At 68.6% G+C, this 24,953-nt stretch carries 30 protein-coding genes; 18 read left to right on the forward strand and 12 right to left on the reverse strand.

All coding sequences use genetic code 11. The features are described 5' to 3' along the window. Positions 1-156: 156 nt before the first annotated feature. On the reverse strand, positions 157-534 hold the full coding sequence (locus tag D6B71_RS21835; protein WP_121258926.1) for a hypothetical protein: 378 nt from the start codon (positions 532-534) through the stop codon (positions 157-159). Between the two features lie 21 nt (positions 535-555). Here D6B71_RS21835 and D6B71_RS21840 point away from each other — a divergent pair, with 21 nt between their 5' ends. Then, complete coding sequence (locus D6B71_RS21840) at positions 556-924, forward strand: hypothetical protein (protein WP_121258927.1); 369 nt, start codon at positions 556-558, stop codon at positions 922-924. A 677-nt stretch (positions 925-1,601) separates the two neighbouring features. Here the strand turns inward: D6B71_RS21840 and D6B71_RS21845 are convergent. Then, positions 1,602-2,003 carry a heavy metal-responsive transcriptional regulator gene (locus D6B71_RS21845; RefSeq protein ID WP_121258928.1) on the reverse strand — a complete coding sequence of 134 codons (402 nt, stop codon included), beginning with the start codon at positions 2,001-2,003 and terminating at the stop codon, positions 1,602-1,604. Between the two features lie 55 nt (positions 2,004-2,058). Between D6B71_RS21845 and D6B71_RS21850 the strand changes: the two genes are divergently transcribed. The 7 genes from D6B71_RS21850 (at position 2,059) to D6B71_RS21880 (ending at position 7,269) form a co-directional block, all read left to right on the forward strand. Next, positions 2,059-2,358, forward strand: a complete 300-nt coding sequence (locus tag D6B71_RS21850; protein ID WP_121258947.1) for a DF family (seleno)protein — start codon at positions 2,059-2,061, stop codon at positions 2,356-2,358. Further along, on the forward strand, positions 2,351-2,656 hold the full coding sequence (locus D6B71_RS21855; protein WP_121258929.1) for a hypothetical protein: 306 nt from the start codon (positions 2,351-2,353) through the stop codon (positions 2,654-2,656). Before D6B71_RS21850 ends, D6B71_RS21855 begins: the two co-directional genes overlap by 8 nt. Then, the gene (locus D6B71_RS21860; RefSeq protein ID WP_121258930.1) at positions 2,653-4,005 is read left to right on the forward strand and encodes a dihydrolipoyl dehydrogenase family protein; all 1,353 of its coding nucleotides are present in this window, start codon (positions 2,653-2,655) and stop codon (positions 4,003-4,005) included. Before D6B71_RS21855 ends, D6B71_RS21860 begins: the two co-directional genes overlap by 4 nt. A gap of 388 nt (positions 4,006-4,393) precedes the next feature. Then, positions 4,394-4,864 (forward strand): hypothetical protein, encoded by a 471-nt coding sequence (locus D6B71_RS21865; RefSeq protein WP_121258948.1) that lies wholly within the window; start codon positions 4,394-4,396, stop codon positions 4,862-4,864. 84 nt (positions 4,865-4,948) lie between these two features. After that, entirely contained in the window at positions 4,949-5,515 is a 567-nt protein-coding gene (locus tag D6B71_RS21870) for a DUF305 domain-containing protein (protein WP_121258931.1), read from the forward strand. 73 nt (positions 5,516-5,588) lie between these two features. Beyond that, positions 5,589-6,425: a F510_1955 family glycosylhydrolase gene (locus D6B71_RS21875; RefSeq protein ID WP_338036815.1), complete on the forward strand. Its 837-nt coding sequence runs from the start codon at positions 5,589-5,591 to the stop codon at positions 6,423-6,425. A 13-nt stretch (positions 6,426-6,438) separates the two neighbouring features. After that, a complete protein-coding gene (locus D6B71_RS21880) occupies positions 6,439-7,269 on the forward strand; it encodes a DUF3152 domain-containing protein (RefSeq protein ID WP_240641636.1) in 831 nt (276 codons plus the stop codon). Between the two features lie 109 nt (positions 7,270-7,378). Here the strand turns inward: D6B71_RS21880 and D6B71_RS21885 are convergent, their stop codons facing one another. The 9 genes from D6B71_RS21885 to D6B71_RS21925 form a co-directional block, all read right to left on the reverse strand. Then, entirely contained in the window at positions 7,379-9,868 is a 2,490-nt protein-coding gene (locus tag D6B71_RS21885; protein WP_121258933.1) for a heavy metal translocating P-type ATPase, read from the reverse strand. After that, positions 9,865-12,210, reverse strand: a complete 2,346-nt coding sequence (locus D6B71_RS21890; protein WP_121258934.1) for a heavy metal translocating P-type ATPase — start codon at positions 12,208-12,210, stop codon at positions 9,865-9,867. The genes D6B71_RS21885 and D6B71_RS21890 overlap by 4 nt, the downstream gene beginning before the upstream one ends. Before the next feature lie 53 nt (positions 12,211-12,263). Next, positions 12,264-12,479, reverse strand: coding sequence for a heavy-metal-associated domain-containing protein (locus tag D6B71_RS21895; protein WP_030485937.1), 216 nt, complete (start codon positions 12,477-12,479; stop codon positions 12,264-12,266). A gap of 191 nt (positions 12,480-12,670) precedes the next feature. Continuing rightward, on the reverse strand, positions 12,671-12,955 hold the full coding sequence (locus D6B71_RS21900; protein WP_121258935.1) for a metal-sensitive transcriptional regulator: 285 nt from the start codon (positions 12,953-12,955) through the stop codon (positions 12,671-12,673). 135 nt (positions 12,956-13,090) lie between these two features. Further along, positions 13,091-13,714, reverse strand: coding sequence for a peroxiredoxin family protein (locus tag D6B71_RS21905; protein WP_121258936.1), 624 nt, complete (start codon positions 13,712-13,714; stop codon positions 13,091-13,093). A gap of 22 nt (positions 13,715-13,736) precedes the next feature. Next, positions 13,737-14,681, reverse strand: a complete 945-nt coding sequence (locus tag D6B71_RS21910) for a cytochrome c biogenesis CcdA family protein (RefSeq protein WP_121258937.1) — start codon at positions 14,679-14,681, stop codon at positions 13,737-13,739. Continuing rightward, positions 14,674-15,000 (reverse strand): glutaredoxin, encoded by a 327-nt coding sequence (locus D6B71_RS21915; RefSeq protein WP_121258938.1) that lies wholly within the window; start codon positions 14,998-15,000, stop codon positions 14,674-14,676. The genes D6B71_RS21910 and D6B71_RS21915 overlap by 8 nt, the downstream gene beginning before the upstream one ends. A gap of 131 nt (positions 15,001-15,131) precedes the next feature. Then, positions 15,132-16,256: a sensor histidine kinase gene (locus tag D6B71_RS21920; RefSeq protein ID WP_240641637.1), complete on the reverse strand. Its 1,125-nt coding sequence runs from the start codon at positions 16,254-16,256 to the stop codon at positions 15,132-15,134. Next, entirely contained in the window at positions 16,253-17,020 is a 768-nt protein-coding gene (locus tag D6B71_RS21925; RefSeq protein WP_425411798.1) for a response regulator, read from the reverse strand. The genes D6B71_RS21920 and D6B71_RS21925 overlap by 4 nt, the downstream gene beginning before the upstream one ends. A gap of 153 nt (positions 17,021-17,173) precedes the next feature. Between D6B71_RS21925 and D6B71_RS21930 the strand changes: the two genes are divergently transcribed. The 10 genes from D6B71_RS21930 to D6B71_RS21975 all read left to right on the forward strand — a co-directional run bounded on the left by D6B71_RS21930 (position 17,174) and on the right by D6B71_RS21975 (position 24,418). Next, positions 17,174-17,419 carry an SHOCT domain-containing protein gene (locus D6B71_RS21930; RefSeq protein WP_206051916.1) on the forward strand — a complete coding sequence of 82 codons (246 nt, stop codon included), beginning with the start codon at positions 17,174-17,176 and terminating at the stop codon, positions 17,417-17,419. Between the two features lie 63 nt (positions 17,420-17,482). Next, the gene (locus D6B71_RS21935) at positions 17,483-19,021 is read left to right on the forward strand and encodes a multicopper oxidase family protein (RefSeq protein WP_121258939.1); all 1,539 of its coding nucleotides are present in this window, start codon (positions 17,483-17,485) and stop codon (positions 19,019-19,021) included. A 125-nt stretch (positions 19,022-19,146) separates the two neighbouring features. Further along, on the forward strand, positions 19,147-19,482 hold the full coding sequence (locus D6B71_RS21940; RefSeq protein WP_126688343.1) for a hypothetical protein: 336 nt from the start codon (positions 19,147-19,149) through the stop codon (positions 19,480-19,482). A 42-nt stretch (positions 19,483-19,524) separates the two neighbouring features. Beyond that, positions 19,525-20,169, forward strand: coding sequence for a hypothetical protein (locus D6B71_RS21945; protein ID WP_121258941.1), 645 nt, complete (start codon positions 19,525-19,527; stop codon positions 20,167-20,169). A gap of 11 nt (positions 20,170-20,180) precedes the next feature. Then, positions 20,181-20,822, forward strand: coding sequence for an ATP/GTP-binding protein (locus D6B71_RS21950; RefSeq protein ID WP_121258942.1), 642 nt, complete (start codon positions 20,181-20,183; stop codon positions 20,820-20,822). A gap of 166 nt (positions 20,823-20,988) precedes the next feature. Further along, positions 20,989-21,234, forward strand: coding sequence for a YgaP-like transmembrane domain (locus tag D6B71_RS21955; RefSeq protein WP_030485949.1), 246 nt, complete (start codon positions 20,989-20,991; stop codon positions 21,232-21,234). Further along, positions 21,231-21,554 (forward strand): hypothetical protein, encoded by a 324-nt coding sequence (locus D6B71_RS21960; RefSeq protein WP_126688345.1) that lies wholly within the window; start codon positions 21,231-21,233, stop codon positions 21,552-21,554. Before D6B71_RS21955 ends, D6B71_RS21960 begins: the two co-directional genes overlap by 4 nt. A 42-nt stretch (positions 21,555-21,596) precedes the next feature. After that, positions 21,597-22,469 carry an ABC transporter permease gene (locus D6B71_RS21965; RefSeq protein WP_121258944.1) on the forward strand — a complete coding sequence of 291 codons (873 nt, stop codon included), beginning with the start codon at positions 21,597-21,599 and terminating at the stop codon, positions 22,467-22,469. Continuing rightward, positions 22,466-22,711: a DUF2933 domain-containing protein gene (locus tag D6B71_RS21970; protein ID WP_121258950.1), complete on the forward strand. Its 246-nt coding sequence runs from the start codon at positions 22,466-22,468 to the stop codon at positions 22,709-22,711. Before D6B71_RS21965 ends, D6B71_RS21970 begins: the two co-directional genes overlap by 4 nt. A gap of 216 nt (positions 22,712-22,927) precedes the next feature. Further along, positions 22,928-24,418: an MFS transporter gene (locus D6B71_RS21975; RefSeq protein WP_121258945.1), complete on the forward strand. Its 1,491-nt coding sequence runs from the start codon at positions 22,928-22,930 to the stop codon at positions 24,416-24,418. Here the strand turns inward: D6B71_RS21975 and D6B71_RS23970 are convergent. Beyond that, positions 24,412-24,846 (reverse strand): glycosyl hydrolase family 65 domain-containing protein, encoded by a 435-nt coding sequence (locus tag D6B71_RS23970; RefSeq protein WP_121258946.1) that lies wholly within the window; start codon positions 24,844-24,846, stop codon positions 24,412-24,414. The two genes, D6B71_RS21975 and D6B71_RS23970, sit on opposite strands and share 7 nt — an antisense overlap. Positions 24,847-24,953: the final 107 nt, after the last annotated feature.

The raw sequence follows: 24,953 nt of genomic DNA on the forward strand, positions 1-24,953 counted from the left end.
CGGAGGCCCTCATACAGACCGCGTAACGAGACGTGTCTCAGACTGCTTGACATCTTCCGAGCTCCCAGCCGAATGCGCGCAACATGGTGGCTGTCGCGGCGATGATCTGACCCGGCGAGGCATTCGACGGCAGCTCCACCGCGATCGGACAGGCGCTCATGCCGATGCCTCCACGATCGGAAGGATCCGTGTCAGCACGTACACCGCGAGTGGCCCCAACGGCTCGGTCGCGGGGAACGTCGCGCACAACCGATTCCGCCGCCTGCTCGTGTCGCCGAACACCTCGGCTCTCTTGCCGAACGCAAGTCCGCCGGCTTCGACGAGCAGGGCCTCCGCCGATCCGCCGAGCGTGTCATCGAGCTCAGCCGGCGTCGCCATGGTGGATCCGCCCCACCCCTTGGTGGCGTCCCATCGCATCAGATCGGCCTCGACCAGGTCGGTGCCGTCGCCGAGAGACTTCACACCGAGGCGTTCCCCGTGGAGGAGCCGGTCGTACTCAGGTGGACTGTCCCCCCGGCTGAGGGTGACCACCATCCCGGCGTCGTCCCATCGACGGTGCGCGACCTCGAGCAAGAGCCCCCCGGGGCCGGCAACGACGGCAGCAGTTTGGGCCGCCTCATGACACGTCGGCAGCTGATCTCAGGTGATTGGAAGCGCGACCTGCAAGGCGATCACATCGTGAGCGCAGACCGCCTCACAACCATGGCTTCTGCCACGACGGCGCATTTCATGCAGAACGCGACCGAGACCGACATCCGAGTGACGCAGAATCTGTTCTACCAGTTCGGCCTCGAAGCGCCCGATCAGGTGCTTGAGGACTGGCAGGATCTTCAACCGGCGCTCAACGCGAGGCGGCGCCGTGCAGGCCGCCCATCCGATGCGCCGCCTGTGACGCAGGTCCGTCACTCGCGAGAGGGCCGGTGACCGGACGGCTTCGGGGCAGAACGAGGTCGGTCCCGAGGAGGCCGTGGCGCGTCCCTGACCAGGCGTCCGCGAGGGGTTCCTGGGTCACGAAGCGCGACACAAGCCGGAATGGCTCAAATGACAAAGTGGCCCGCGATCTGCGTTTCCGCAGGTCACGGACCACTTTTCTTGTAGCGGGGGCAGGATTTGAACCTGCGACCTCTGGACCTCCAGCGTGTGTGCGTTCCGCCGCTGGATCCTTTGACCGCACTTGCCGATGTGTGCTCTGACCTGCGCAGACGCGCAAAACCCAGCGCGCCGAATCCAGATCTTCTTGACGCTATGTGCTCAGATCAGACGGCTTGCGCTGACGTTTTCGGGACATAAGCGCGGCGTGGCTCGAATCGCAGTCGGACCCACTGGTGCGGCCGAACGGCGGTTGGTCGAGCGGCGGCCAAGTGGTGGTTGCCCGTCCAGGCACCTCGCAGCGCACACCAGTACGAGGCAACGGCGCAGTAGTGAACGAAGTGCTTCATCTGGATGCCTGCGGCCCCTACAGCTGCTAGGCCGCTCGCACACTGGCGCGCAGCCCACCGTCGACGTCAACGGGACGATCACCGACGTCCCCCGGATGCAGGCGTCGCTGCCGCCATGATGGACACTTGCGAAATTCCCGACCTACAACGTCGACCCTTGCCTCACGTGCCTGGCGCGATGATGTGACAGATCTTGGTGTCGGTGCAGTCAGCAGGATCGAGCCGGTCACTGCGGCTGATGAGCCCTTCAATCTCCGCTTCGAGCGCGGCGAGCTCGCGTTGCCGGGCGCGGATGTCTTCCCGCTTGGTCACGAGCAGGGAGTGGACGTGCGAGCACGGGACGGCGCCGTCTCGACGCAGCTCGAGGATGCTGGCCACCTCGACCAGGGTGAGACCGGCCGCCTGTCCGCTGCGGATAAATGCGAGCCGGTTGAGGACCGAGGCGTCGTAGTCCCGGTATCCGTTGGGACCCCGCGGCGGCTGGGGAAGCAGGCCACGCCGCTCGTAGAAGCGGATGGTCTGTGCCGCTACGGCCGCCGCCTCGGCAGCCTCTCCAATGCGCATGGTCTCACTTTACGCCTTGACCTTGCACCATGGATCAAGGTTTAACGTGACGGCCATGGACATCACGCTGCTCTACTTCGAGGACTGCCCGAACTGGAAGATCGCGGACGAACGACTCCGCGTCGTTGCGTCGGAGCGCGGCGACATCCGCTTGACTCGCCATCTTGTCGAGACTCCGGCGGAGGCTGAGCGCACCGGCTTCCACGGTTCACCGAGCATCCAGGTCGACGGCGTGGATGTCTTCGCTGAGCCGGACTCCGATGTCGGCCTGGCCTGCCGCCGCTACCGCACGCCGGACGGATTCCAAGGCGCACCGACCCTCGAGCAACTACGGGCGGTCCTGGCCGATGCGTGACCGCATCACCACCATCGGCCCCATCGCGGCAACGGCCGGCGCCATCGGTCTCTGCTGCGGCCTGCCGGTCCTGTTGTCGCTGGGGATCGCCGGCGCCATCGCTGGCTGGTCCCTGCAGAGCTGGGTGCTGATCGGGCTCGGGCTCGCGCTCGCCGCTGCCGGATGGGCACGGTGGGTCCGAGGCCGGCGACGCGATCGTCCGACCCATCGCCCGAGACCGACCGCGCACGCGGACACCTCACCCGAACAGGACGCTGACAGCTCCACCGACCTGACAGTCAAGGAGAACACCGCATGAGCCAGCACTTCGACCTGATCGTGATCGGCGCCGGCATGGCCGGGGTCGCCGCCGCGAACAAGTGCGCAGCCCAAGGGTGGGAGGTGGCCATCGTCGACTCACTCCCCTACGGCGGCACGTGTGCGTTGCGGGGATGCGACCCGAAGAAGATCCTGCGTCGCGGCGCCGAGATCATCGACAGTGCCCGCTTGATGTACGGCAAGGGCATCGACAGCGACGGGTTGTCGATCAACTGGGCGGACTTGATGAAGCACAAGCACGGCTTCACCGACCCGGTCCCCCAGAGCATGGAGGACGGCCTGACCCGCAGCGGCGTCACCACCCTGCACGGCCGAGCGAGGTTCACCGGTCCGCGTCAGCTCGAGATCGGCGGCACCGCCTACGACGCCGACCGCTTCCTGGTCGCCACCGGTGCGCGACCACGTCCCCTGGAGTTTCCGGGCCACACGCATCTGATCGACAGCACCGACTTCCTGGATCTCGAGGAACTGCCTTCTCGGATCCTGTTCGTGGGAGGCGGCTTCATCTCTTTCGAGTTCGCCCACATCGCCGCGCGCGCTGGCAGCGCGGCAGTCATTATCGACCGCGGCGAGCGTCCGTTGAAGGGCTTCGACCCCGACCTCGTCGAGCTCCTGGTCGACCACGGCCGGGAAGTCGGCATCGACCTGCGCCGACGCACCAGCGTCGTGAACCTGCACCAGTCCGACACCGGCTACCGAGTCGCACTCGAGCACGACGGCGCCCAGGAGACCATCGAGACCGACCTCGTCGTCCACGGCGCCGGCCGAGTCGCGGACCTGGCAGACCTCGGCCTCGACGCCGCCGGGGTCGAATGGGGCGAGCACGGCATCCACGTCGCCGACTACCTCCAAAGCACGACCAACCCGGCCGTCTGGGCCGCAGGCGACTCCGCTGACACCGCCGGGATGCCGCTCACACCGGTCGCGGTTTCGGAGGCCAAGGTCGCCGCCTCCAACATGATCAAGGGCACCACCACGACCCCGGACTACGCCGGCGTGCCCACGGCGGTCTTCACCATCCCTGAACTCACCCGCGTCGGCATGCTGGAATCCGAAGCCCGCCAGGAGGGCATCGATCTCGCCATCCGCTACTCCGACACCAGCGGCTGGTACTCCAACTACCGGATCGGCGCAACCACCGCTGCGACGAAGATCCTCATCGACCAGTCAACCGACCAGGTCGTCGGAGCCCACCTGCTAGGACACGAGTACGGGGAGCTGATCAACACTCTCGGCCTGGCCATCAAGGTCGGCCTCACCACCCGTCAACTGAAGTCCGCGACAGCCGCCTACCCCACCGTAGGGTCCGACTTGGGCTCAATGTTGTAGTTCCCTTGCACGCCACGCCGCCCTGTGGGCCACACCTCCAAGCGCCGTTCCGGTGGGTCCAGGCTTGTGACGCAATTCCTCAGCGCGTTGGCGGCCGCACGGTACGGCGGCTGGCTGACCGGAGTCACGACCTGGGTCGGGAGTTCCCAGGTCGAGCCGAAGGGCGGCGCGTTCGGGAGCTTCCGGCACGGGTATGCGGATGAGATCTCGACCTGTGTCGACTCCGCGCTTCACCATGAGGCCGGATTCGGATCTCCTCCGGCCCAATCGGAACACCGCCCCGGCAGATCCGGTGCTGATCCATCTCCCTGCGCCTTCGGATTGGAATGGTGACCTCGACCGTAACCGCCCCACGACCATGCACCAGCGGCTGCCTAAGATCGAGCTCATGCAGGATCTCCGAGCACCGACCGGGACACGCGGGCCGCGCTACGCGCTGGTCGCGGCTGCCGTCGCACTGTTCGGCCTTCTGTCGATGCACGGCTGGGGCTCCCACACCGGCGCTCACTCCGTGGGAGCCACATCCCAGAGCGCAATCGCCATGATCGCCGCGAGCGGCGCCATCAGCCATGACCACTCCGGGCCGGCTGCCAATGAGCCGGATACCCCCGAACCGATCGTCGCGGGCCACCCAGCGGGAATGAGCTCTGAGGAGCCCGTCGGCGAGAACGGTGCGGGGCTTCTTGGGCTCTGCCTAGCCGTGCTGGCCGGCCTCCTACTGCTGGGGATCGCCCTGCTGCTCGCACGTCGCGGCGTCCGCATCGCCCGCACCATGCTGCCCGCGTGGCAGCCCTTGCGGCTCATCGGGCGAGACCGTGACCCGCCAGGCCTCCGCATGCTCTGTGTGATCCGCTGCTGACAGGCGTCCGCCACGAGCGCCCGACCCGGGCGACTCGGGGCTTTCGCCTCCCCAGACACTGATCACACAGATGGAGAAACACTCATGCGCAAGTCGCTGATCACCGCCGTCGTGACGGCCTCGCTGTTCACCCTCGCCGCCTGTGGCAACGAAGACGACACTGACACCGCTGGCGGGCACAACGACGCCGACGTCACCTTCGCCCAGGAGATGATCCCCCACCACCAGCAGGCCATCGAGATGGCCGACCTTGCCGAGTCACGCGCTGAAAGCCAGGAGGTCAAGGACCTCGCCACCGACATCGAGGCAGCCCAAGGCCCCGAGATCGAGACTCTGACCGGCTGGCTGGAGTCCTGGGGCGAGGACGTCCCGGTTGAGGGCATGTCGGGCATGGATCACGGCGACATGTCCTCCGAGGACATGGGCGGAATGATGACCGAGGACGAGATGGCCGACCTCGAGGCGGCCTCCGGCGCGGAGTTCGACCAGATGTTCCTCACCATGATGATCGAGCACCACGAGGGTGCGATCGAGATGGCCAAGATCGAGCAGTCCGAGGGCGAGTTCCCCGAGGCCGTCGACATGGCCAAGGAGATCGAGACGACGCAGGCGGAGGAGATCCAGACGATGCAGAACCTGCTGAAGCCCTGATCTCGATCCCGGTGCCGGGCAGGACGGAGTTACTCCGCTGCCCGGCACCACCAGACACCTCGGAGCCACCGCCTTGAAACGATCCAACCTTCCCCTAGCTGCCGTCCTCGTCGGCGCCGCTCTCCTCACCGGAGCCTGCTCCCAAGACACCTCCACGACTGCACCGCCCAGTGAGGACCCCGGCCTCGGCCACATCCATGGTCTCGGCGTCGACCCGGCCGACGACAGCCTCTACGTCGCCACCCACTTTGGGCTCTTCCGCGTCAAGAGCGATGGAGAGCCCAGCCGGGTTGCCGACCGCTACCAGGACACGATGGCGTTCACGGTCGTGGGTCCTGGCCACTTCCTCGGGAGCGGGCACCCGGACTTGCGCGAGGACCTGCCCGCACACCTGGGACTGATCGAGTCGACCGATGCCGGAGAGAGCTGGACGCCGCTGGCTCTCCAAGGCGAGGCGGACTTTCACATCCTCGAACCCGCCGGCGACGCCCTCTACGCATACGACGCGACCTCCGGCCGCCTGCTGCGAACCGTGGACCGGAAGAACTTCGACGAGGTGTTCCAAGGTCCGCTGATCAGCGTCGCGACGGTCAATGGGAGCGTCGAGCTGATCGCGACCGACGGCAACGGCCAACTCCACAGCATCGACGCCATCTCCGGGGAGACCCGAGAACTCGGCGGTCCGAGCACGATGTACCTCGACACCACTCCGGACGGGAACCTGGCCGGTATCGACCCCGACGGCGTCGTCCGGGTCAGCACCGACACCGGCCGAACCTGGCGCGAGGTCGGCTCAATCGAGGGCCAACCGGCCGCATTCACCATCAGCGCCCAGGGCTGGTTCGCCGCGACCGAAACGGCCGTCTACCGGTCCACCGATGACGGCGACACATGGACCCGCGTCCTGTGATCGTCCAGGGACGATGAGTAACCGCAGAGCCACGCATCGACGCGCGGGTTCCCATCGCGCGCCGCGGCGTGCCACGAGAGGGCTCACCGGCCTGGCGGTGCTGGCAACGACCGCCGCCGTGGCTGTGCCCGCCGCGTTCCTCATCCCCGGCGCAACGAACACCGGGGAGGCGGGCCGCCGCACTATAGTTGCGTCCCCGCCACCGTCCGCGCCGCACCCTGACCCGACTCTCAAGGGCGAGCGACCAGACGGTGAGGTCGCGGACGGTCGAGATCGTGACCCAGATCCGAGTGGGCCCCCCACCCCCGCCACTCAAATTCCGGAACGCGGCCCCGGCACCTTCGAAGTCGCCGCCGCATCACTGCTCGGGCCGCAGGACGGGGTGACCTACCGGGTCGAGGTCGAGCAGGGCCTGCCCTTCAGCACCGTGGATGTGGCGCGGCTGGTCGAAGCCACCCTGTCTGATCAGCGCGGCTGGGCGACGCGACACACGCTCGTCCGCGTCGAAGGCCATGCCGACCTCCGCATCGTCCTGGCCACCCCGGAGACGGCCGATCAACTCTGTGCACCACTCGACACCGACGGACGGCTGTCCTGCCGCAACGGTGACGACGTCGTCCTCAACGCCTGGCGGTGGCAGTTCGGTGCAGACGGCTACGCCGGTGACCTTGTGGCATATCGACGCTACGTCATCAACCACGAGACGGGCCACGCCTTGGGCTATCCCCACGTCGGCTGTCCCGGACCTGGCGAGATCGCGCCAGTGATGCTGCAACAGACCAAGGGTTTGGAGGGCTGCAAACCAAACCCGTGGCCCGCCCGCGTGGACCTCGTCGGGCACTGATCCACCTTCTGGTCGGACCGGAGACGTGCGGGGGTCCATAGAGGAGCCTGGCCCTCACGGCCCCGAGCAGATGCTGAATCCCAACCCAAGGACCTTGGCGATGACACCCCTACTCATGCCCCGCGTGCTCCACAGCTCCCATCGAAGCCGTTGAATCCGACGAGGCGACCGGCTGAACCGGCAGCCGAAGGCGCTTCAGCAACAGCGCGTTGACCGCCACCAAGAAGCTGGACCCCGACATCGACAAAGCCGCGACCTCCGGCCTCAGCACCAAGCCGAAGGCGGGCTCGAACACGCCTGCCGCGATGGGGAGCGCGATCGCGTTGTAGCCCACCGCCCAGCCGAGGTTCTGGCGCATCTTGCGCAGCGTGCCCCGGCCGATCGTCAGCGCCACCGGCACGTCCAGCGGGTCGGACCGCATGAGGACGACGTCCGCGGCTTCGATCGCGACGTCAGTGCCCGCGCCGACTGCGATCCCGACGTCTGCCTGCACGAGCGAGGGCGAGTCGTTGACGCCGTCGCCCACCATTGCCACGGTGCGGCCCTGCGCCTGCAGCTGCTGAACCTGGTGCGCCTTGTCCTCGGGCAGCACCTCGGCGATGACGTCGTCGATTCCCAGTTCCTCGGCGATCCGCTCGGCAGTGGCGCGGTTGTCGCCGGTCAGCATGGCCACCCTGATGCCCGCCTGGTGGAGCGCCGCGATCGCGGCAGCCGAGGTCTCACGTACCGCGTCGGCAATGCCGATCACGGCGACGGCTCGGCCGTCGACGGCGACGAACACCGCTGTGCGGCCTCCGGCGGCGATCTCGTCGCGCCGCGCGCCGAGCTCACCGATCGTGACGCCTTCGGACTCCATCAGGCGTCGGTTGCCGATCGCCACCTGGTGGCCGTCGACCTCGGCGAGGGCGCCTATGCCGGTGACGTTGCGGAACCCGGTGGCCCGCAGCCGCGGGACATCGGTCGCGTCGACGTACCGCACGACGGCGTCTGCGAGCGGGTGCTCGGACTCCCGCTCGAGTGCGCCAGCCAGGGCCAGCACCCGGTCGTGATCGAAGTCGTCGACCACAACCTCGGTGACCTCGGGCTCTCCCTTGGTCAGGGTGCCGGTCTTGTCGAACACGACGGTGTCGATGCGGGCGGAGGACTCGATCGCCGTCGCGTTCTTGAACAGGATTCCGCGCTTCGCCCCGAGACCGGAGCCGACCATGATCGCTGTCGGCGTGGCCAGACCGAGGGCGTCGGGGCAAGTGATGACGACGACGGTGATGGCGAACAGCAGGGCGGTCTGCACGCTGGCGCCGGCCGCGAGCCAGACCAGGAAGGTGCCGACGCCTCCGACGAGGGCGACGAGGACCAGCCAGAACGCGGCCTTGTCGGCGAGCCGCTGTCCAGGGGCCTTGGAGTTCTGTGCCTGCTGCACCAGGGCGACGATCTGGGCCAGGGCGGTGTCGGAGCCCACCTTTGTGGCGCGCACGCGAAGCGTGCCGCTGGCGTTGACGGTGGCGCCGATGACCTGGTCGCCCGGCGCCTTGTGCACCGGGAGGCTCTCGCCGGTGACCATGGACTCGTCGACTTCGGACTCGCCTTCTTCCACGGTGCCGTCGGTGGCGATCTTCGCGCCGGGGCGAACCAGGAGCAGGTCGTCGACCTGGACCTCGGAGGTCGGGACCTCGACGGGTTCACCCGCGCGGAGCACGACCGCCATCGGAGGGGCCAGGTCCAACAAGGCGCGGATGGCGTCGTTGGCACCGCCTCGGGCCCGCATCTCGAACCAGTGGCCGAGCAGCACGAATGCGGTGAGCATGACCGCGGCCTCGTAGAAGACCTCGCCGCCGCCGGTGAGTGTGACCCCGAGGGAGTAGAGCCAGCCGGCGCCGACGGCCACGGCCACCAGCACCATCATGTCCAGGGTCCGGGCTCGCAGGGCCCGCCAGGCGCCGTCGAAGAAGATCCACGCGGAGTAGAAGATGACCGGCAGCGACAGGATCAGGGTGAAGACGTCGTCGCGCATGCCGAACGGCGTGGCGGCGTCGAAGCCGAGCATGTCGCGCCCCATCGGCGAGTACAGCGAGACGGGTACGGCAAGCAGCACGGCGACCAGGAACCGGTTGCGCATGTCGCGGACCATGTCGGCCATCGACATCTCCCCGTGACCGCCGTGGCCCATCGCGTCGTGCGGTGACGAGACGGGCGACTCCGGACCGGTAGCTCCGGCGTGACCGTGATGCCCGGCGTGCGCGTCGTGCGCGCCGTCCGTGACCGGCCGAGCGTGGTCGACGGGGTGGTCAGGACCTGGTTCGAGCATGGGGTCGCACACGTGGCTGGGAACGGACTGTCCCGCGCAGTGGAAGCCGCACTCGCGGACCCAGTCCCGCAGCTCGCTGATGCTGGTGCGCTTCGGGTCGTAGGTGACGGTGGCGGTCTGCGCGACCGGGTTGGCGTCGACGGAGAGCACGCCAAGCTGGCGTGACAGCACCGCCTCCGCGACGTTCTTGCTGGTCGCCCATTGAACGCCGGAGACCTCGAGGACAGCGGTGGCGGCGCCGTCACGGTGCGCGTCCGCGTCGTGGCGGCCGGCGGGGTGCTGGTGGGTGGTCATCGTCCTGCCTCCACCTTGGAAGGGTTGGTCCTGGTCGAGTCGTGCTCGAGGTGTGGCGCCTCGGTCGATTGCGTGGAGACGGCCTGGAACCGACGCAGCCGCAGGCTGTTGGACACCACGAACACCGAGGAGAACGCCATCGCGGCGCCGGCGATCAGCGGGTTGAGCAAGCCGAGCGCGGCCAGGGGCAGTGCCGCGACGTTGTAGGCGAAGGCCCAGAACAGGTTGCCCTTGATCGTGCGCAAGGTGCGCCGGGACAGCCGGATCGCGTCGACGGCGGCGCGGAGATCGCCGCGGACCAGGGTGAGGTCGGAGGCCTCGATGGCGACGTCGGTGCCGGTGCCCATAGCGATCCCCAGATGCGAGGTGGCCAGGGCGGCGGCGTCGTTCACGCCGTCTCCCACCATGGCGACGGTGCGGCCCTCGCGTTGCAGGCGCTCTACGACGGCCACCTTGTCGGCTGGGAGGACCTCGGCGATGACTTCCGCGATGCCGACCTCTGCGGCGACGGCCCGGGCGGCGCGTTCGTTGTCGCCGGTGAGCAGCACCGGCTCCAGCCCCAGCTCCTTCAGCTCGGCCACGGCCTGGGCGCTGGTGGGCTTGATCGCATCCGAGACCACGACCACACCGCGCGCCGATCCGTCCCAGCCGGCGGCGATCACGGTCCGGCCTTGCTGCTCGGCGGTGTCGATCACCTGCGTCAGGTGCGCGTCCAGTGGCTGGCTCCACTCTCCGGCGAGCCAGGAGGGTCGACCCGCCACGACCGCGTGGCCGTCGACCACGCCGGCGACCCCGAGGCCTTGGGTTGAGGTGAATCCCTCGACGTCAGGCAGATGCCTGTCGAGTCGTTGGGTGGCACCGGTGGCGATGGCCTGACCGATCGGATGTTCCGAGGCGTTCTCGAGGGCCCCGACCAGTCGGAGCAGGTCAGCAGGGTCGACGCCGTCGGCGGGGACGACCTCGACGAGCTCCATCCGTCCGGTGGTCACGGTGCCGGTCTTGTCCAGGACGATGGTGTCGACCACCCGGGTGGACTCGAGCACCTCGGGGCCCTTGATGAGTACGCCGAGCTGGGCGCCGCGGCCGGTGCCGACGAGCAGGGCGGTGGGCGTGGCCAGCCCGAGGGCGCAGGGGCAGGCGATGATCAGGACCGCCACTGCGGCGGTGAACGCGGCGGTGACACTGTGGCCGCTCAGCAGCCACCCGGCGAGCGTGGCCAGGGAGAGGGCGATGACGATGGGGACGAAGACTGCCGAGACTCGGTCGGCGAGGCGTTGGACTTCGGCCTTGCCGTTCTGGGCGTCCTCGACCAGGCGGGCCATCTGGGCCAGCTGGGTGTCGGCTCCGACGCGGGTGGCCCGGACGACCAGGCGACCGCCGGCGTTGACTGTGGCACCGACGACGGCGTCGCCGGGCCCGACCTCGACGGGAACTGGCTCTCCGGTGAGCATGGAGGCGTCGACGGCCGACGTGCCGTCCTCGACGACACCGTCGGTGGCGACCTTCTCCCCCGGACGCACGATGAACCGGTCCCCGACCGCCAGCTGGCCCACGGGCACGCGCACCTCTGCGCCGTCACGGAGGACGGCGACGTCCTTGGCGCCCATGTCGAGCAGGGCGCGCAACGCCGCACCGGACTGGCGCTTGGCGCGGGCCTCGAAGTAGCGGCCGGCGATGATGAAGGTGGTGACCGCGGCCGCCACTTCGAGGTAGATGTGGACGTCCGCCTCGCCGTCGGGGAAGAGGTCGAACGGCATCCGCATCCCGGTCATCCCGGCGTGGGTGAACAGCAGTGCCCACAGCGACCACAGCCAGGCGGCGGTGACGCCGACCGAGATCAGGGTGTCCATGGTGGCGGCGCCGTGACGGGCGTTGGTCACCGCGGCTCGGTGGAACGGCCAGGCACCCCAGACCACGACGGGTGAGGCCAGGGTCAGCGAGATCCACTGCCAGTTGTCGAACTGCAGCGCCGGGATCATCGACATGGCCAGCACCGGCACCGTCAGCACGGCCGATACCACCAGGCGCTGCCACCACCCCGCGGCCTCGCGGTCCCGATCGTCCGGCTCGGTGGTGGCCACGCCCTCGTCACCGCTGGGCGCCCGGGCCGGCACAGTCGCGGTGTAGCCGGTGGCCTCCACCACCGTGACGAGGTCGTCGGGGCTGAGGTTTGTCGGGTAGCTGACCTTGGCCTTCTCGGTGGCGTAGTTGACCGTGGCGGTGACGCCGTCGAGCTTGTTCAGCTTCTTCTCGATCCGCGCGGCGCAGGAGGCGCACGTCATCCCAACGATGGCGAGCTCGATGTCGTTGACGGTGTCGGACGCGGTGGTCTGCTGGGTCATGACTGTGCCTCCTGGGGGATGGATCGCGCTTCGGACGTGAGGGGCCTGGCCCGTCAGGCGAGGTGGTAGTCGCCGGCCTCGTCGAGGGCTGCGGCGACCTGCGCCCGATCGAGGGGCTGGGCGCTGGTCACGGTGACCGACGAGGTCCCGCCGGCGACGAGGTCGACGGAGACGTCGCTGACGCCGTCCAGGCTCTTGAGCTCGCTGGTGACGGCGCTGGCGCAGTGGCCGCAGGTCATCCCCGTCACGTCGTAGCTGGTCGTGGTCATTTCGTTTCCCTTCGTTGCGGCGGTGGCGGTCGATTCGATGGTGGTGCCGGTGGAACTACCGGTCTCGGTGTTGGCGCCGCAGCCGCATCCTCCGCAGCCGCAGCCACCGCCGTTCGGGGGGCTGTCGGCCAACTGGAGTTCGTGGCTGGTGTGTGGGGCGGGCATGGGTGCTCCTTGGTTGGTCGGGTCGGTCATGAGCGGACGAGTCGTCGGATCGCTGCGGAGGCCTCGTTGAGCTTCTGTTGGGCCTCGGCGGGGTCGGTGGCGTGGGTCAGGCAGTGCTCGAGGTGCTGGTCGAGGAGAACGAGCGCCACGCCTTCGAGGGCCTTCGTCGCCGCCGAGACCTGGGTGAGGATGTCGATGCAGTACTGCTCCTCGTCCACCAGGCGCTGCAGGCCGCGAACCTGGCCCTCGATGCGGCGCAGCCGGGTCAGCACTGCCTGCTTCTCGGTGATGTATCCCGGTTCGACTGCCATCGCGACCCTCCTCTGCCTGTACCCGGACGGGGTGTCTGGCTTCGGACTTGATTATACCCCCATGGGGTACCACCACAAGGTGGTCGAAGAGACCTTCATCGAACCTTCATCGAGGTCGGTACTCTGCCTCGGTGGTCAGGCGCTGAGGTTGCTGCGGACCTCGTCGAGCAGGTCCTGGGGCGCCAGCCACATGGAGGGGTATTCGCCGTACCAGCGCTGTCGGCCCTGCCTGTCGATGAGCACGAAGCTGTGCCCGGGCAGTCCGGCATGCATGCCTTTGCCGAGGGTTCCGTAGGCCTCGGAGACCGTGCCGTCGTCGAGCAGGAACGGTGTGGTGACTCCGTTGGCGGTCATGTCGGCGGTGATCTGCTCGCGGGTGTTCATCACGATCGGCAGCACGGTGACGTCGAGCTTCTCGAAGGCTGCCGCTTGCTTCTCGATCTCGCCCATCTGGACGATGCAGGACTGGCACCCGGCGCCCTCGGAGAAGTACAGGAGCACGTTCTCGCCGCGGTGTTGAGCCAGGGTGTGTTCGGAGCCGCCGGTGTCGGTGAGGGTGAATTCGGGGGCGGTGCGGATCGCGTCGGAGGACTCGGGGCGCGAGGTGAGCATCATGGCTGTCACCGCGGCGACCAGAGCCAATGCACTGGCCGTGCCGATCATGATGCGCAGGCGGCGACGACGACCGGATGCCCGCGCGGCCTGTTCCGCGCGCTGACGGCGTTCGTTACGGGATAGCTCGGCGGCCTTGTGCGACATGATGTTTCCTCCAGGGTCCGGGTCAGCTGTGGTTGTCGGGGTGGGCGCCGACGCCCGGGCCGTGGCAGGCGGGATGCTCGTCGGGGTCCGCGTCGGTCGATGCGTCCGGTCGGTGTCGGTCTCGGAGGGTGGCGATGACGAAGACTGCGGCGAGGGCCAGCACGGCGAGTCCGAGCACGGGCTCGGGGACCGGGTCGGTCCAGGTCTCGATGCGGGCGAAGACCTCGGACAGCCCCTTGCCGATGGAGACCTGGAATCCGGGGCCACCGGTCATCTGGCCGGTGTTGGCCAGGTAGATGACGAAGCCACCCATCACAGCGAACGCGACGGCGACCGCGATGTTGATGGTGTTGGTGGCCAGCACCTTGCCGGCCAGCCGCAGCCGGACCGGCCTGGCCTGCAGGAAGCGCCGCTCGCCGAGCCGGAAGCGGTCCCAGAGCAGGGCCATCACGAACAGCGGGAACACCATGCCGAAGGTGTAGGCCAGTCCCAGCGTCACTCCACCGATGGCGGAGCCTGACAGGGCGGACAGGGTCATCACCCCGGCGAGCACCGGGGCGCAGCAGGAGCTGGCGATTCCGGAGAAGACGCCGAGGGCGAAGAAGCTGGCCGAGTCCCCGCGAGTGGTGTCGGGGGCTCGCAGGAAGGACGGCAGGCTGACCATCCGACCGGACAGGCTGAGCCCCGCCAACGCGAGCATCAATGCTCCGCCGGCGTAGTACAGCGGTGCGTGGTAGTTCGCGATGGTCGAGGCCACCAGGCTCATGCCGAGCGTGATCGGCACGAGCACGAGCGCGAGGCCGGCGGCGAACACGAAGGTCAGCGGCAGCAGTCGCCACCGCCGGTTCTTCACGGCCACCGCCAGATAGGACGGGGCGAGGAAGACGATGCAACACGGTGCGAACAGGGCGACGCCTCCGGCGAAGAAAGCGGCGAGGACCGAGCCGGTTGTCAGCAGGTCACCCATGGTTGGCCCCCCTCGTCGCGGAGGCGGTGCTCGGTGCGTCGCCGTACCTGCTCTTGAGGAGCTTCTCCAGCTTGCGTCGTGGCAGGCGTCCGCTGCTGAAGAAGGTGCCGTCGAGGAGGACCAGGGGGCTCATCGGCGCGCGGTGGCGTGCCATCAGCGCCTGCCCGGCCTCGCTGCGCACAGCTAGGGTGTCGACCGCGAGCGGGTAGCTGGCTGCCAGCGTCGCAAGCGCCCGGTGCGCGTCCTCGCAGAAGTGGCAGGCCTCGCTGTCCACGACGGTGATCCGGAGCGGCTTGAATGCCGGCGTGGGTGATGACATGGCTTCCCCTCGTGCGCGCTGGTTCGACACGGTCCAGCGTCGACGGGGTGCTCGGGGAAAAGTGGCGAGGTTGTGTGAAGGTTCGCTGAAGATGCCCGGCGGTTGGCCCCGGATGTCCGGGCCCGAAGGCCCTACCGGAGGCCGGGTAGCCGTACCGTGAACGTGGCCCCATGCCCGGGTCCGGCGCTGGTCACCGAGATGCCGCCGCCATGTGCCTCGACGAGGGCGCGGGCGATGGCCAGCCCGATGCCTGAGCCGCCATGGCCACGGTCGCGGGCGGAGTCGGCACGGTAGAACCGGTCGAACAGGTGCGGCAGGTGCTCGGGCGCCACCCCCTGGCCGGTGTCGGCGACGCGGTACTCCACCCACTGGTCGATCCGTCGGCAGCCCAGGGTCACGGTCCCGCCCGCCGGAGTGTGGCGCAGGGCGTTGTCGAGCAGGTTGCCGAGCACCTGTCCGAACCGGTCGGCGTCGACGCGGACCTGGCCGGCATCGGCGAGCTCGGTGCGCAGGTCTACCCTCTTGGCGGCGTACCGGTCGCGGGCGACGTCGGCGGCCGCGGCAGCCACGTCAGCGGCGGCCACTGGTCGCAGCGTCACGATGATCCCCTCCTCTGCCTGGGAGACTGCGGACATGTCCTCGGCGAGGCGCCGCAGGCGGCCCGTCGAGCCGCGGATCACTCCGAGCGTGTCGTCGTCCAGGGCTCGGATGCCGTCCTCGACGGCCTCGAGGTGCGCGTCGATCGTGGCCAGGGGCGTGCGCATCTCGTGGGCCAGGTCGGCCAGCATGCTGCGTCGAGTCGACTCGGTCGCCTCGAGCCTCTCCGCGAGGCGGTTGTAGGTCAGGGCGAGGGAGGCGAACTCGCCGCCCAGTCCCGGGTCGGGCACCCGGGCGTCGTACCGTCCGGCGGCGATGTCCGCTGCGGCGGCGGCCACGTTGCCGATCGAGCGCTGCACCCGGCGGCTGAAGTACCACGAGACCGCCAACGCCGCGAGGACCGAGGCGAGCAGCGCCAGAGAGACCGAAAGGACCAGCGCCGAGGCGAAGGCCTCCTCCACGTGACGAGTCTCCTCGGCGGTGTGGGTGTCGCCGGCCTGCTGGAGGTGGTCGCTGAAGATGCTGGGTCCGACGACGGAGGCGACCAACCAAGTGGTCAGGGCGCCGGCCACCAGCACCAGGGCCTGGGCGACCAGGAGCCGAGTGGCGAACCGCGGCCGGGCACGGACCGTGTCCGCCAGGAGTGGGGGGCTGGTCACTGCCCTGTGCCCATCCGGTAGCCGACGCCACGGACGGTCCGGATGAATCGGGCCTGAGTGGCGTCGTCGTCCAGCTTGCGGCGCAGGTGGCCGACGTGCACGTCGACCAGGTGCTCGTCACCGACCCACGAGGGTCCCCAGACGGCGTCGATGAGCTGACGCCGACTGAACGCCATCCTGGGTCGCTCGGACAGGGCGGCGAGGAGGTCGAACTCGGTGCGCGTCAGCGCCACTGGCTCCTCCTCGAGCCATACGTCGCGTCCCAACGGATCGATGACCAGGGCACCGAAGGTGCGAGCACCTTCCAAGGCATCGGACGAGGCTCCCGATGGACGGGGCCTGCGAAGCATGGCCTGGATCCGGGCCATCAGGATTCGGGGGCTGAACGGTTTGGTCAGGTAGTCATCAGCCCCCACCGAGAGCCCGATGAGCGTGTCGACCTCTTCGCTGCGTGCGGTCAGCATCACCACGTAGGCATCGGAGAAGGTGCGCAGCTGCCGACAGACCTCCATTCCGTCCAGGCTGGGCAGACCCAGGTCCAGCACCACGACGTCCGGGTCGACGGCGCGGGCGGCCTCCACCGCCTCGAGCCCGTCATGAACCACCGCCACCTCGAAGCCGTCGCGCTCGAGGTAGCTGCCGATGAGTCCGGCCAGCTGCGTCTCGTCTTCGACCACCATCGCCCGGAGACCGGTTCGGGGGCGGCCACCCGCGGTACCCCCTGCCGGTGAGCCGGCCTTCTCGTCCATGACGTCCTCGCCCATACCCGCCATGGTCTCAGTCCGCTGCCCGGCCAGCCGTAGGTCAGCACCGGCGAGGGCACGTTCTTCAGCGAACCTTCACATGAACGCGACCGGGACACAGTGGTGTCCGGGCAATCGTGGGAGTCACCAAGCCAAGCGAAGGAGCTGAGGACGATGATGGGCTGGTACCACGACGGCATGGGTTGGGGCGGTTGGATCATCATGACCGTGGCCATGGTCGCGTTCTGGGCGTTGGTGGTCTTTGCCGTTCTCGCCCTGTTCCGCACGCAGCGCCCCGGTGGGTCCACCCCGGACCGCCGCGACCCGATGCAGATCCTCGACGAGCGGTTCGCCCGAGGCGAGATCGACGAAGACGAGTACCACGCCCGCAGCAGTGTGCTGCGTGCCTCGGTGCACTAGCCGCTCGCCCCTTCCCGCCTCGCACATCTCGCCTCTCGCCGAACCTGAGTCAGGAGCCCCCACTTGTCCGAGATCACTCGTCGCGCCGTCCTTCGCGGGGCCGCCGGGCTCGCAGGCGTGGCCGCCCTCGGCGGCCTCGCCGCTTGCAATCGGTCCACTGGCACAGCGGTCGGCCCCGCCGCCGACGCGGTAGCAGCGGCGGAGGCGGCGCGCCGGAAGCCCGGAGCTCGGGTGGTCACCGCGCGCCTCACGGCCCAGCCGGTGACCCTCGACCTGGGTGGCCAGACCGTGAGCACGTGGGCGTACGGCGACACCGCGCCGGGACCGCTGCTCCGCGTCGACGCCGGAGACGTGCTCCGGGTCGACGTCGCCAACCAGCTCCCGGACGCCACGAGCGTGCACTGGCACGGCCTCGCACTGCGCAACGACATGGACGGCGTGCCCGGACTCACCCAAGATCCGATCGCCGCGGGAGAGACGTTCCGCTACGAGTTCACCGCACCTCACCCGGGCACGTACTTCTACCACCCGCACTCCGGAGTTCAGCTGGACCGCGGCCTGTACGGCGTCCTGGTCGTCGACGACCCTCAGGAGCCCGGTGAGTACGACGCCGAGTGGATCGTCGTCCTGGACGACTGGGTCGACGGGACGGGCCGCACCCCGGACCAGGTCCTGTCCGACCTGCAGCAAGCCGGCGGCGACGACTCCATGGGCGGCATGCACGACATGGGCGGCACGGGCATGGAGGGGATGGACCACGGCTCGATGGGCTCTATGGGTGGGATGGAGGTCATGCGGTCGCCCCTGCTCGGTGGTGCCGGGGATATCACCTACCCGTACTACCTGCTCAACGGCCGGACAGCCGCCGATCCGGCGACGCTGTCGGCGAAGCCGGGTCAACGCGTTCGGATCCGCTTCGTAAACGCCGGCTCGGACACGGCGTTCCGGGTCGCCGTCGGTGGGCACCGCATGACCGTCACGCACAGCGACGGCTTCCCCGTCGTGCCGGTGCCCACCGACGCGCTACTGATCGGGATGGGCGAGCGCTTCGACGCCACCGTCACCTTCGGCGACGGCGTGTTCGAGTTGGTTGCCTCGGCCGAGGGCAAACAGGGCCAGGCGCTGGCTGTGATCCGCACCGGCGCCGGTCGCCCGCCCGCGGCTGACGTCAAGGTCCGCGAGCTGTCGGGCAAGGTACTGCTCGGCACGGCGCTGTCGGCGGTCGAGTCGGCCCGCCTGGACCGACGGTCGGCCGACCGAACCCACGACCTGGTCCTGGGCGGCACCATGGCGCCCTACCGCTGGACCATCAACGGCAAGACCTTCCCCGACACCGACCCGTTGCGGTTGATTCAGGGTGAGCGGGTCCGGCTGCGCTTCGTCAACCAGTCGATGATGTTCCACCCCATGCACGTGCACGGCCACACCTTCGCGCTGAGGGGCGGCGGAGCCCGCAAGGACACGGTCATCGTGCGCCCCATGGCGACCCTCGACGTCGACCTCGAAGCCGATAACCCAGGACAGTGGGCGACCCACTGCCACAACATCTACCACGCCGAGACCGGCATGATGTCCACGCTTTCCTACCAGGCACAGGAGTGACGATGTCCGACCACCACGCTGCCGCCGGGGAGGTAGCGGACGACCGCCTCGACGAGTCCCGCGCCGAAAGCACCCCCAACCAGACTTCGCAGAGGCGGGGCGTCCTGGCCACCGCTTGGAGTGCGGTGACCGCTGTGGTGGGCGGCATCATGGGCCTCCTTCCCCACCTGCTGCACCACGTCGGGCTCCTCGGCGGAGCGGTACTGGTGACCGGCGCCACCGGCAACGTCCTGTTCGCCGTGCTGGGATTGGTGTTCTCCCTGCCCCTGCTTCGGCGCCTCTACCGGCGCTTCGGCTCCTGGAAGGCCCCCGCCCTCGCTCTGGGTGTGTTCGCGCTGATGTTCTCGCTCTCGGCGTTCGTCATCGGCCCGGCCATCAGCAACGACGATCCGAGTCCGGACCGGGACCGCACCCCCGTGCAGACCCCCGACCCTGACGAGCACGAGGGCCACCACGACTGACGAGCCCTCACGACAACGGCACGAGTCACCGAGGAGGTCCCCATGGACACCGCAGTGGCCCTGGTGCAGGCCTACCTGCACGTCAATGGCTACTTCACCGTCGTCGAGCACCCGGTCCTGGAGAGTCTGCGCGCCGGCCAGGTGCGCACCGTCACCGATCTCGACGTCCTGGCCTATCGCCTTCCCGGTGCCGGCCACGACCTGATCCACGGGCGCTCAGGAACCGTGCCCCAGCGCCTGAGCTCCGAGGTCGACCCGGCCCTCGGCGCGCCGACTGGCCGAGCCGACATGATCGTCGGCGAGGTCAAAGAAGGTCGTGCGCGACTGAACCCTGCTCTGCGCGACACGGCGACACTAGAGGTCGCGCTCGCGCGGTTCGGGTGCTGCCCCGCCGAGGAGGCCCGAGACGTCTCGCGTCGGTTGCTCGACCATGGCCGCGCAGCCACCAGGGCCGGGCATGAGATCCGGGTGGTGGCCTTCGGCGGCACACCGGGCCATGTAGAACCTCATGGTCCGTGGACGACCGTGCCCATGAACCACGTCGTGGAGTACCTCCAGGCCTATCTCCACGCACACTGGCAGGTGCTGCGCCACGCGCAGATCCACGACGAGGGACTCGCTGTCCTCGCGCTGATGGAGAAGTGGGGGCTCGGCCACAACGCTGCGGATCGCCTCCCCGTCCCGTAAGGAGGCGCGTCATGGCCGAGTGCGAGTGCGACCAGCCACATGTACCCCGCCGGGTTGTGCTCACCGGCGGGCCGGGTGCGGGCAAGACGGCCGTCCTGGAACTCGTACGCCGCTCGCTGTGCCGACACGTCAGGATCCTGCCGGAGTCGGCAGGGGTCGTTTTCGGTGGCGGGTTCCCACGCGACGACGACGCGGAGTGTCGACGCGCGGCGCAACGGGCGATCTTCCACGTTCAGAAGGAACTCGAGGCGACCGGGGACGCTCACAATCCGGCAATCGTGCTGTGCGACCGCGGCACGGTCGACGGGATCGCGTACTGGCCCGGGCCACCGGATGACTTCTGGGCCTCGACGGCCACCACGATGGACACCGAGCTGCGTCGGTACGACACAGTGCTGCATCTGCGCACGCCCACCGCCGACCAGGGGTACAACCACCAGAACCCGCTGCGGATCGAGTCGGCGCTCAGTGCGGCCGATGTCGACGCCCGTATCCTTGAGGCCTGGCAGCGGCACCCCCATCGCCACGTCATCGAATCCACCGGCGACTTCCTCGAGAAGGCGACCCGAACCCTGGACCTGCTGCGAGAAGAGCTGCCTGACTGCTGCGCGAGCCACCTGGACCTCAACGAGCCCACCCTCCCTCCCACCTGACCTGTGCCCGCCGCGGTGTCTCGCCGCCCTTCAGCCCTCCGAGCACTTCGGTGCCACGTGGTTCTTCAGCGAACCTTCACAAGGCGGCGCCGGTCACCTTCACCTCGCGGCGAGACCCTCGAAGTGGACCGAGGAGACCAGCGGTCCACCGAGGTTGGAGGAAGTCATGAGCAACCGTTGGAGCATCAACATCACCCCCGCCGAACGCGTGGCTCGCGTTGCCATCGGCGGTCTCGCCGCGATCGCCGGCGCGTTCCTGCTGGGCGGCGCCGCCTCCACCTTGGCGGTCGTCCTCGAGCTGCTACTCGTACTGGCAGGCCTCGACCTGGTCGTCACCGGAGCGCTCGGACACTGCCCGCTCTACGCCAAGCTCGGCCACGTGCCCGCATCCCTGAAGGGTAGGACGTCATGAGCACGCCGAACGGCATGGACCGCGAATCCCTCAGGAACTCTCGGCAATTGCCCTACCAGCCAGAGTCCTCGACACCGACCGAGACCCACCACGCCGGACAGGAGCCAGACGGCGGCGCCCACGGAGCGCACGGTGGTCACGGGCTGATGATGATCGTCTGCTGCATCCCGATGCTCGCCATCGCCGGTCTGCTCTTCCTCACCGGCGTTGCAGGTTCCGGCATCATCGTCACCGCCCTGCTGTGCACCGCGATGATGGCGGCCATGATGTTCGCCATGCCCGGCGGACACGGCGGGCACGGCGGTCACGGCCACAAGTAGCACGAACGTCGAGCCACGCTCGGCAAACGGAAGTGAGCCGACATGAAGGCCAGGGTTGAAGCCTCGGTCCCGGTCACCCGCCGGTTTCTCACGACGCGTCCGGTGCGCACCGCCGCCGGAGCCGCCGGGATCGGGCTCGCCCTGATGCTCATGCTGCTGCTGGCCGGACTCTGGGTCGGCGTCCAGGACCGCGTCACCACCTACGACGACCACCTCGGTGCCGACCTGGTCGTCGTCCCGGCCGGAACGCGCAACCTCTTCGCCGACCCCGGCGCTCTGCCGGCGCCGGCCGTGGACGCCATCGCCCAGGCCCCTGGCGTGACACGAGCCGCGCCGCTGCGCACGATGTATCAGATCCTCGAGCTGTCGCACGGCAAGGCTGCCGTGGCCGCGGTCGCCTACGAACCCGGCAGCGGGCTCGGTGGCCCCTGGGCCTTCACCGATGGCCGTGCCCCCGACGCCCCCGACGAGGTGGCCATCGATGCCTTGTGGGCCGAACAACACGACTTTGCCATCGGCGATCGGCTGCCCATTCTCGGACACCCGATGCGGGTGGTCGGCCTCACCGACGACACCGCACTGTTCATGACCCCCCTGCTGTTCACCACCACGGCCGGGATGGACCAGATGCTGCGGGCTACCGGCACCACCGGAGCGGTGCTGGTCACGACCGCGGACCCCGATGCCGTAGCAGCGCAGCTGCGTGACGAGGGGTACACCGTGCGCACTCCTGCCGAACTGCGGGCGACATGGACAACCATGTGCCCCGAACGAGCCCAGCCGACCGCGCTGAGTGCTTCAGCGAACCTTCACCGCTCGCGAGACCCAACATCCATGTCCAGGGGTCAGTCTTGTCTCAAGAGAAAATTCGGGCCGACGGAAAGCGTCGGCGAGTCGAGGAGATGGCCACGATGAACGGCAACCACCTGAAGTACATGCTGCTTGGAGGCGCAGGCATCTTCGGCGTCCTAACGCTTGTCGGCGTGCCGCTGTCGAGCGCACTGCTGTACGCCGTCTTGCTGGCCTGTCCGCTCATGATGATCACCATGGGAGGGCACGGCGGCCACGGTGGCGGCGGACACGACCACTCTTTGCGTGGCAGCGACCACCCCGGTGAGTCAGGCAGCGAGCCACGTCAGCACCAACCTCACCTCTGACGTCTGCGGCCAGGGGGATCGTCGGTGCCCGGGAGATCCTCCCCCGGGTCCGGATCTGAGTCTGAGGCTTGATCAGTTCCACGACAGCCAAGCACCCAGGAGTGACATGAATACTTCCCACAGTCGTTTCCGCTGTTGCTGCCTTGGCTACCCCGCGAGGGACCCTGTCCGCGGCGCCTGGCCCGACTAGGCCGACGGCCGAGACGGACGAACGACATGGACAACACCACACCACGGGTCACGCACGTACCTCCGGAGCGAGCCACCCGTCCGGCCCGTGCCGAAGTGATGGACCGCGCAAGCCGTCGTTGGCTCACGTTGGCTGGGTTGACGGTGGTGACGTTCCTGTTGTTGCTCGACGACACGGCTGTCGCCGTTGCCCAACCCACGATCCAGCGTCGACTCGGCCTGAACCTCGAGGGGCTGCAGTGGGTTGTCAACGTCTACACGCTGACGATCGCAGCCTTCATCCTCCTCGCCGGGCAGCTTGCCGATCGCTTCGGTCGGCGACGGGTCTACCTCACGGGACTTGCGGTCTTCACGCTCTCTTCGCTGGGTGCTGGGCTCGCGTCTTCGGGAGCGCTGCTGATCGCTATGCGTGCCGTCCAGGGCTTCGGCGCCGCACTCGTGACTCCGACCGCGCTGGCGATCATCGCGGACGTGTTCCCGCGCAGCCAGCGTGCCACGGCGCTCGGCATCTGGGCCGGAGTCTCAGCCAGCGCGCTCGGTCTGGGTCCGCTGGTTGGCGCAATCATCAACGACTCCCTCGGCTGGCGCTGGATCTTCCTGATCAACACTCCCGTCGGCGTGGGTGTGTGGCTCCTGGCGCGCGTCGTCCTCCGCGAAGATCACGCGCCACGGCCCTCGCTTCGCCTGGACGCCGTAGGCGCGGTCATCTCGGGCGCGGGTCTGCTTGCATTGGTCCTGGGGCTCACCCAGGCCAACAGCGCCGGATGGGTCTCGCTCCGCACCGTCGCCCTCTTCGTCGGCGCCGGCCTCTGCCTCGCCCTCTTCATTCGACACGAACGGCTGACAGCCGAACCACTACTTCAACTCTCACTGTTCAAAGATCGCGCCTTCGCCGGGGCGAACATCCAGATCTTGCTCGCCACCTCGGTCATGTGCAGCCTCTTCTTCTTCCTTGCTCTGTACCTGCAAACCGTACTCAACTACTCGGCACTCGAAGCGGGCAGCGGACTGCTGCCGCTGACCGTCACCATTGTCGTCGTCGGACCGTTCGCCGGCCGGCTCGCGGATCGGATCGGGCCACGAATCCCAGTCTCGATAGGAATGCTGCTGCTCGCCGGAGCGCTCTTGGGTTTATCGGATCTGCGCGTGGACTCAAGCATCAGCAGCCTAGTGCCCTGGCTGACCCTGGCCGGCTTGGCGATCGGAATGGTCACGGCGCCGACCACCGCGACTGCAATGGGATCAACCGACACCGAAGGCCACGGTTCCGCCGCCGTTGTGTTCAGCACCTTCCAAACCACCGGGCTCACCCTGGGAATCGCGATCATGGGAGCCATCCTCGCTTCCTTCGGCCCAGGCGCAGCCTTCGCCCGCACGATCAGCGACGCGCACCACCAAGCGTTCGTGCGGGGCTTCTCTACCGCTCTCACCCTCAACGCTGTCATCGCGCTCCTCGCCGCCATCATCGCCCTCGTCATGTTGCGTCCGACGCGTCGACACAGTTTCGGCGGTCAATGAGGTCTGGGGACGCCAGAAGGCGCTTCCGCCCGGTCCCAGGCGAGTCTGGGCAGGTGTCGAGAGGCTCCGGGCTGGAGCACCGTGTCGGTGCCGCTGGTGCCCACGCACAAAGGATGCGAGGTCACGCAGTCGTGTGCGTCGAACTGGACGCCGCCGTCAACGACGTAGATCGTGACGTGGTGGCCATGGTAGTGGACCCTGAATGCCACCGCCTGGATCTCGGGGGGCAGGCACGGGGCAGCGTGAGTTCCCGGTCCGAGATGCGGAGGCCGGCGAAGGTCGTGCCCGTGGCAGCCACGAGGGCCGTCGCGTGGCAGTTGGCCGTGACCAGGCCGGTTGGGACGTGGCCGTCTCGCGACCGTCCCAGCAACGCTTGGGTTCCGGGGAACACCCCGGAACTCGCGCTCGGCGAGAAGGCTAAGGACGATCGCGTTCTTCCGCGCTCCGAGCTCCGCGACCGACCACTCGTCGACGCCTGTCCGCGTACGACCTCATGTGTAGGTGCAGGTACGGGCTGACGTGTTGGTCGGTCCCG

The sequence above is a fragment of the Nocardioides ferulae genome (assembly GCF_003660455.1).
GTDB lineage: Bacteria > Actinomycetota > Actinomycetes > Propionibacteriales > Nocardioidaceae > Nocardioides > Nocardioides ferulae.

What these genes read in the sequence shown, in the direction of transcription:
- D6B71_RS21865 (WP_121258948.1), top strand. Translation starts at nt 4,394, where the DNA reads ATGCAGGATCTCCGAGCACCGACCGGGACACGCGGGCCGCGCTACGCG.
- D6B71_RS21955 (WP_030485949.1), top strand. Translation starts at nt 20,989, where the DNA reads ATGAGCAACCGTTGGAGCATCAACATCACCCCCGCCGAACGCGTGGCT.
- D6B71_RS21885 (WP_121258933.1), bottom strand. Translation starts at nt 9,868, where the DNA reads ATGACCACCCACCAGCACCCCGCCGGCCGCCACGACGCGGACGCGCAC.
- D6B71_RS21925 (WP_425411798.1), bottom strand. Translation starts at nt 17,020, where the DNA reads ATGGGCGAGGACGTCATGGACGAGAAGGCCGGCTCACCGGCAGGGGGT.
- D6B71_RS21945 (WP_121258941.1), top strand. Translation starts at nt 19,525, where the DNA reads ATGGACACCGCAGTGGCCCTGGTGCAGGCCTACCTGCACGTCAATGGC.
- D6B71_RS21970 (WP_121258950.1), top strand. Translation starts at nt 22,466, where the DNA reads ATGAACGGCAACCACCTGAAGTACATGCTGCTTGGAGGCGCAGGCATC.
- D6B71_RS21900 (WP_121258935.1), bottom strand. Translation starts at nt 12,955, where the DNA reads ATGGCAGTCGAACCGGGATACATCACCGAGAAGCAGGCAGTGCTGACC.
- D6B71_RS21950 (WP_121258942.1), top strand. Translation starts at nt 20,181, where the DNA reads ATGGCCGAGTGCGAGTGCGACCAGCCACATGTACCCCGCCGGGTTGTG.
- D6B71_RS21860 (WP_121258930.1), top strand. Translation starts at nt 2,653, where the DNA reads ATGAGCCAGCACTTCGACCTGATCGTGATCGGCGCCGGCATGGCCGGG.
- D6B71_RS21880 (WP_240641636.1), top strand. Translation starts at nt 6,439, where the DNA reads ATGAGTAACCGCAGAGCCACGCATCGACGCGCGGGTTCCCATCGCGCG.
- D6B71_RS21835 (WP_121258926.1), bottom strand. Translation starts at nt 534, where the DNA reads ATGGTGGTCACCCTCAGCCGGGGGGACAGTCCACCTGAGTACGACCGG.
- D6B71_RS21930 (WP_206051916.1), top strand. Translation starts at nt 17,174, where the DNA reads ATGATGGGCTGGTACCACGACGGCATGGGTTGGGGCGGTTGGATCATC.
- D6B71_RS21905 (WP_121258936.1), bottom strand. Translation starts at nt 13,714, where the DNA reads ATGTCGCACAAGGCCGCCGAGCTATCCCGTAACGAACGCCGTCAGCGC.
- D6B71_RS21975 (WP_121258945.1), top strand. Translation starts at nt 22,928, where the DNA reads ATGGACAACACCACACCACGGGTCACGCACGTACCTCCGGAGCGAGCC.
- D6B71_RS21870 (WP_121258931.1), top strand. Translation starts at nt 4,949, where the DNA reads ATGCGCAAGTCGCTGATCACCGCCGTCGTGACGGCCTCGCTGTTCACC.
- D6B71_RS21845 (WP_121258928.1), bottom strand. Translation starts at nt 2,003, where the DNA reads ATGCGCATTGGAGAGGCTGCCGAGGCGGCGGCCGTAGCGGCACAGACC.
- D6B71_RS21895 (WP_030485937.1), bottom strand. Translation starts at nt 12,479, where the DNA reads ATGACCACGACCAGCTACGACGTGACGGGGATGACCTGCGGCCACTGC.
- D6B71_RS21960 (WP_126688345.1), top strand. Translation starts at nt 21,231, where the DNA reads ATGAGCACGCCGAACGGCATGGACCGCGAATCCCTCAGGAACTCTCGG.
- D6B71_RS21855 (WP_121258929.1), top strand. Translation starts at nt 2,351, where the DNA reads ATGCGTGACCGCATCACCACCATCGGCCCCATCGCGGCAACGGCCGGC.
- D6B71_RS21910 (WP_121258937.1), bottom strand. Translation starts at nt 14,681, where the DNA reads ATGGGTGACCTGCTGACAACCGGCTCGGTCCTCGCCGCTTTCTTCGCC.
- D6B71_RS21850 (WP_121258947.1), top strand. Translation starts at nt 2,059, where the DNA reads ATGGACATCACGCTGCTCTACTTCGAGGACTGCCCGAACTGGAAGATC.
- D6B71_RS21890 (WP_121258934.1), bottom strand. Translation starts at nt 12,210, where the DNA reads ATGACCCAGCAGACCACCGCGTCCGACACCGTCAACGACATCGAGCTC.
- D6B71_RS21965 (WP_121258944.1), top strand. Translation starts at nt 21,597, where the DNA reads ATGAAGGCCAGGGTTGAAGCCTCGGTCCCGGTCACCCGCCGGTTTCTC.
- D6B71_RS21915 (WP_121258938.1), bottom strand. Translation starts at nt 15,000, where the DNA reads ATGTCATCACCCACGCCGGCATTCAAGCCGCTCCGGATCACCGTCGTG.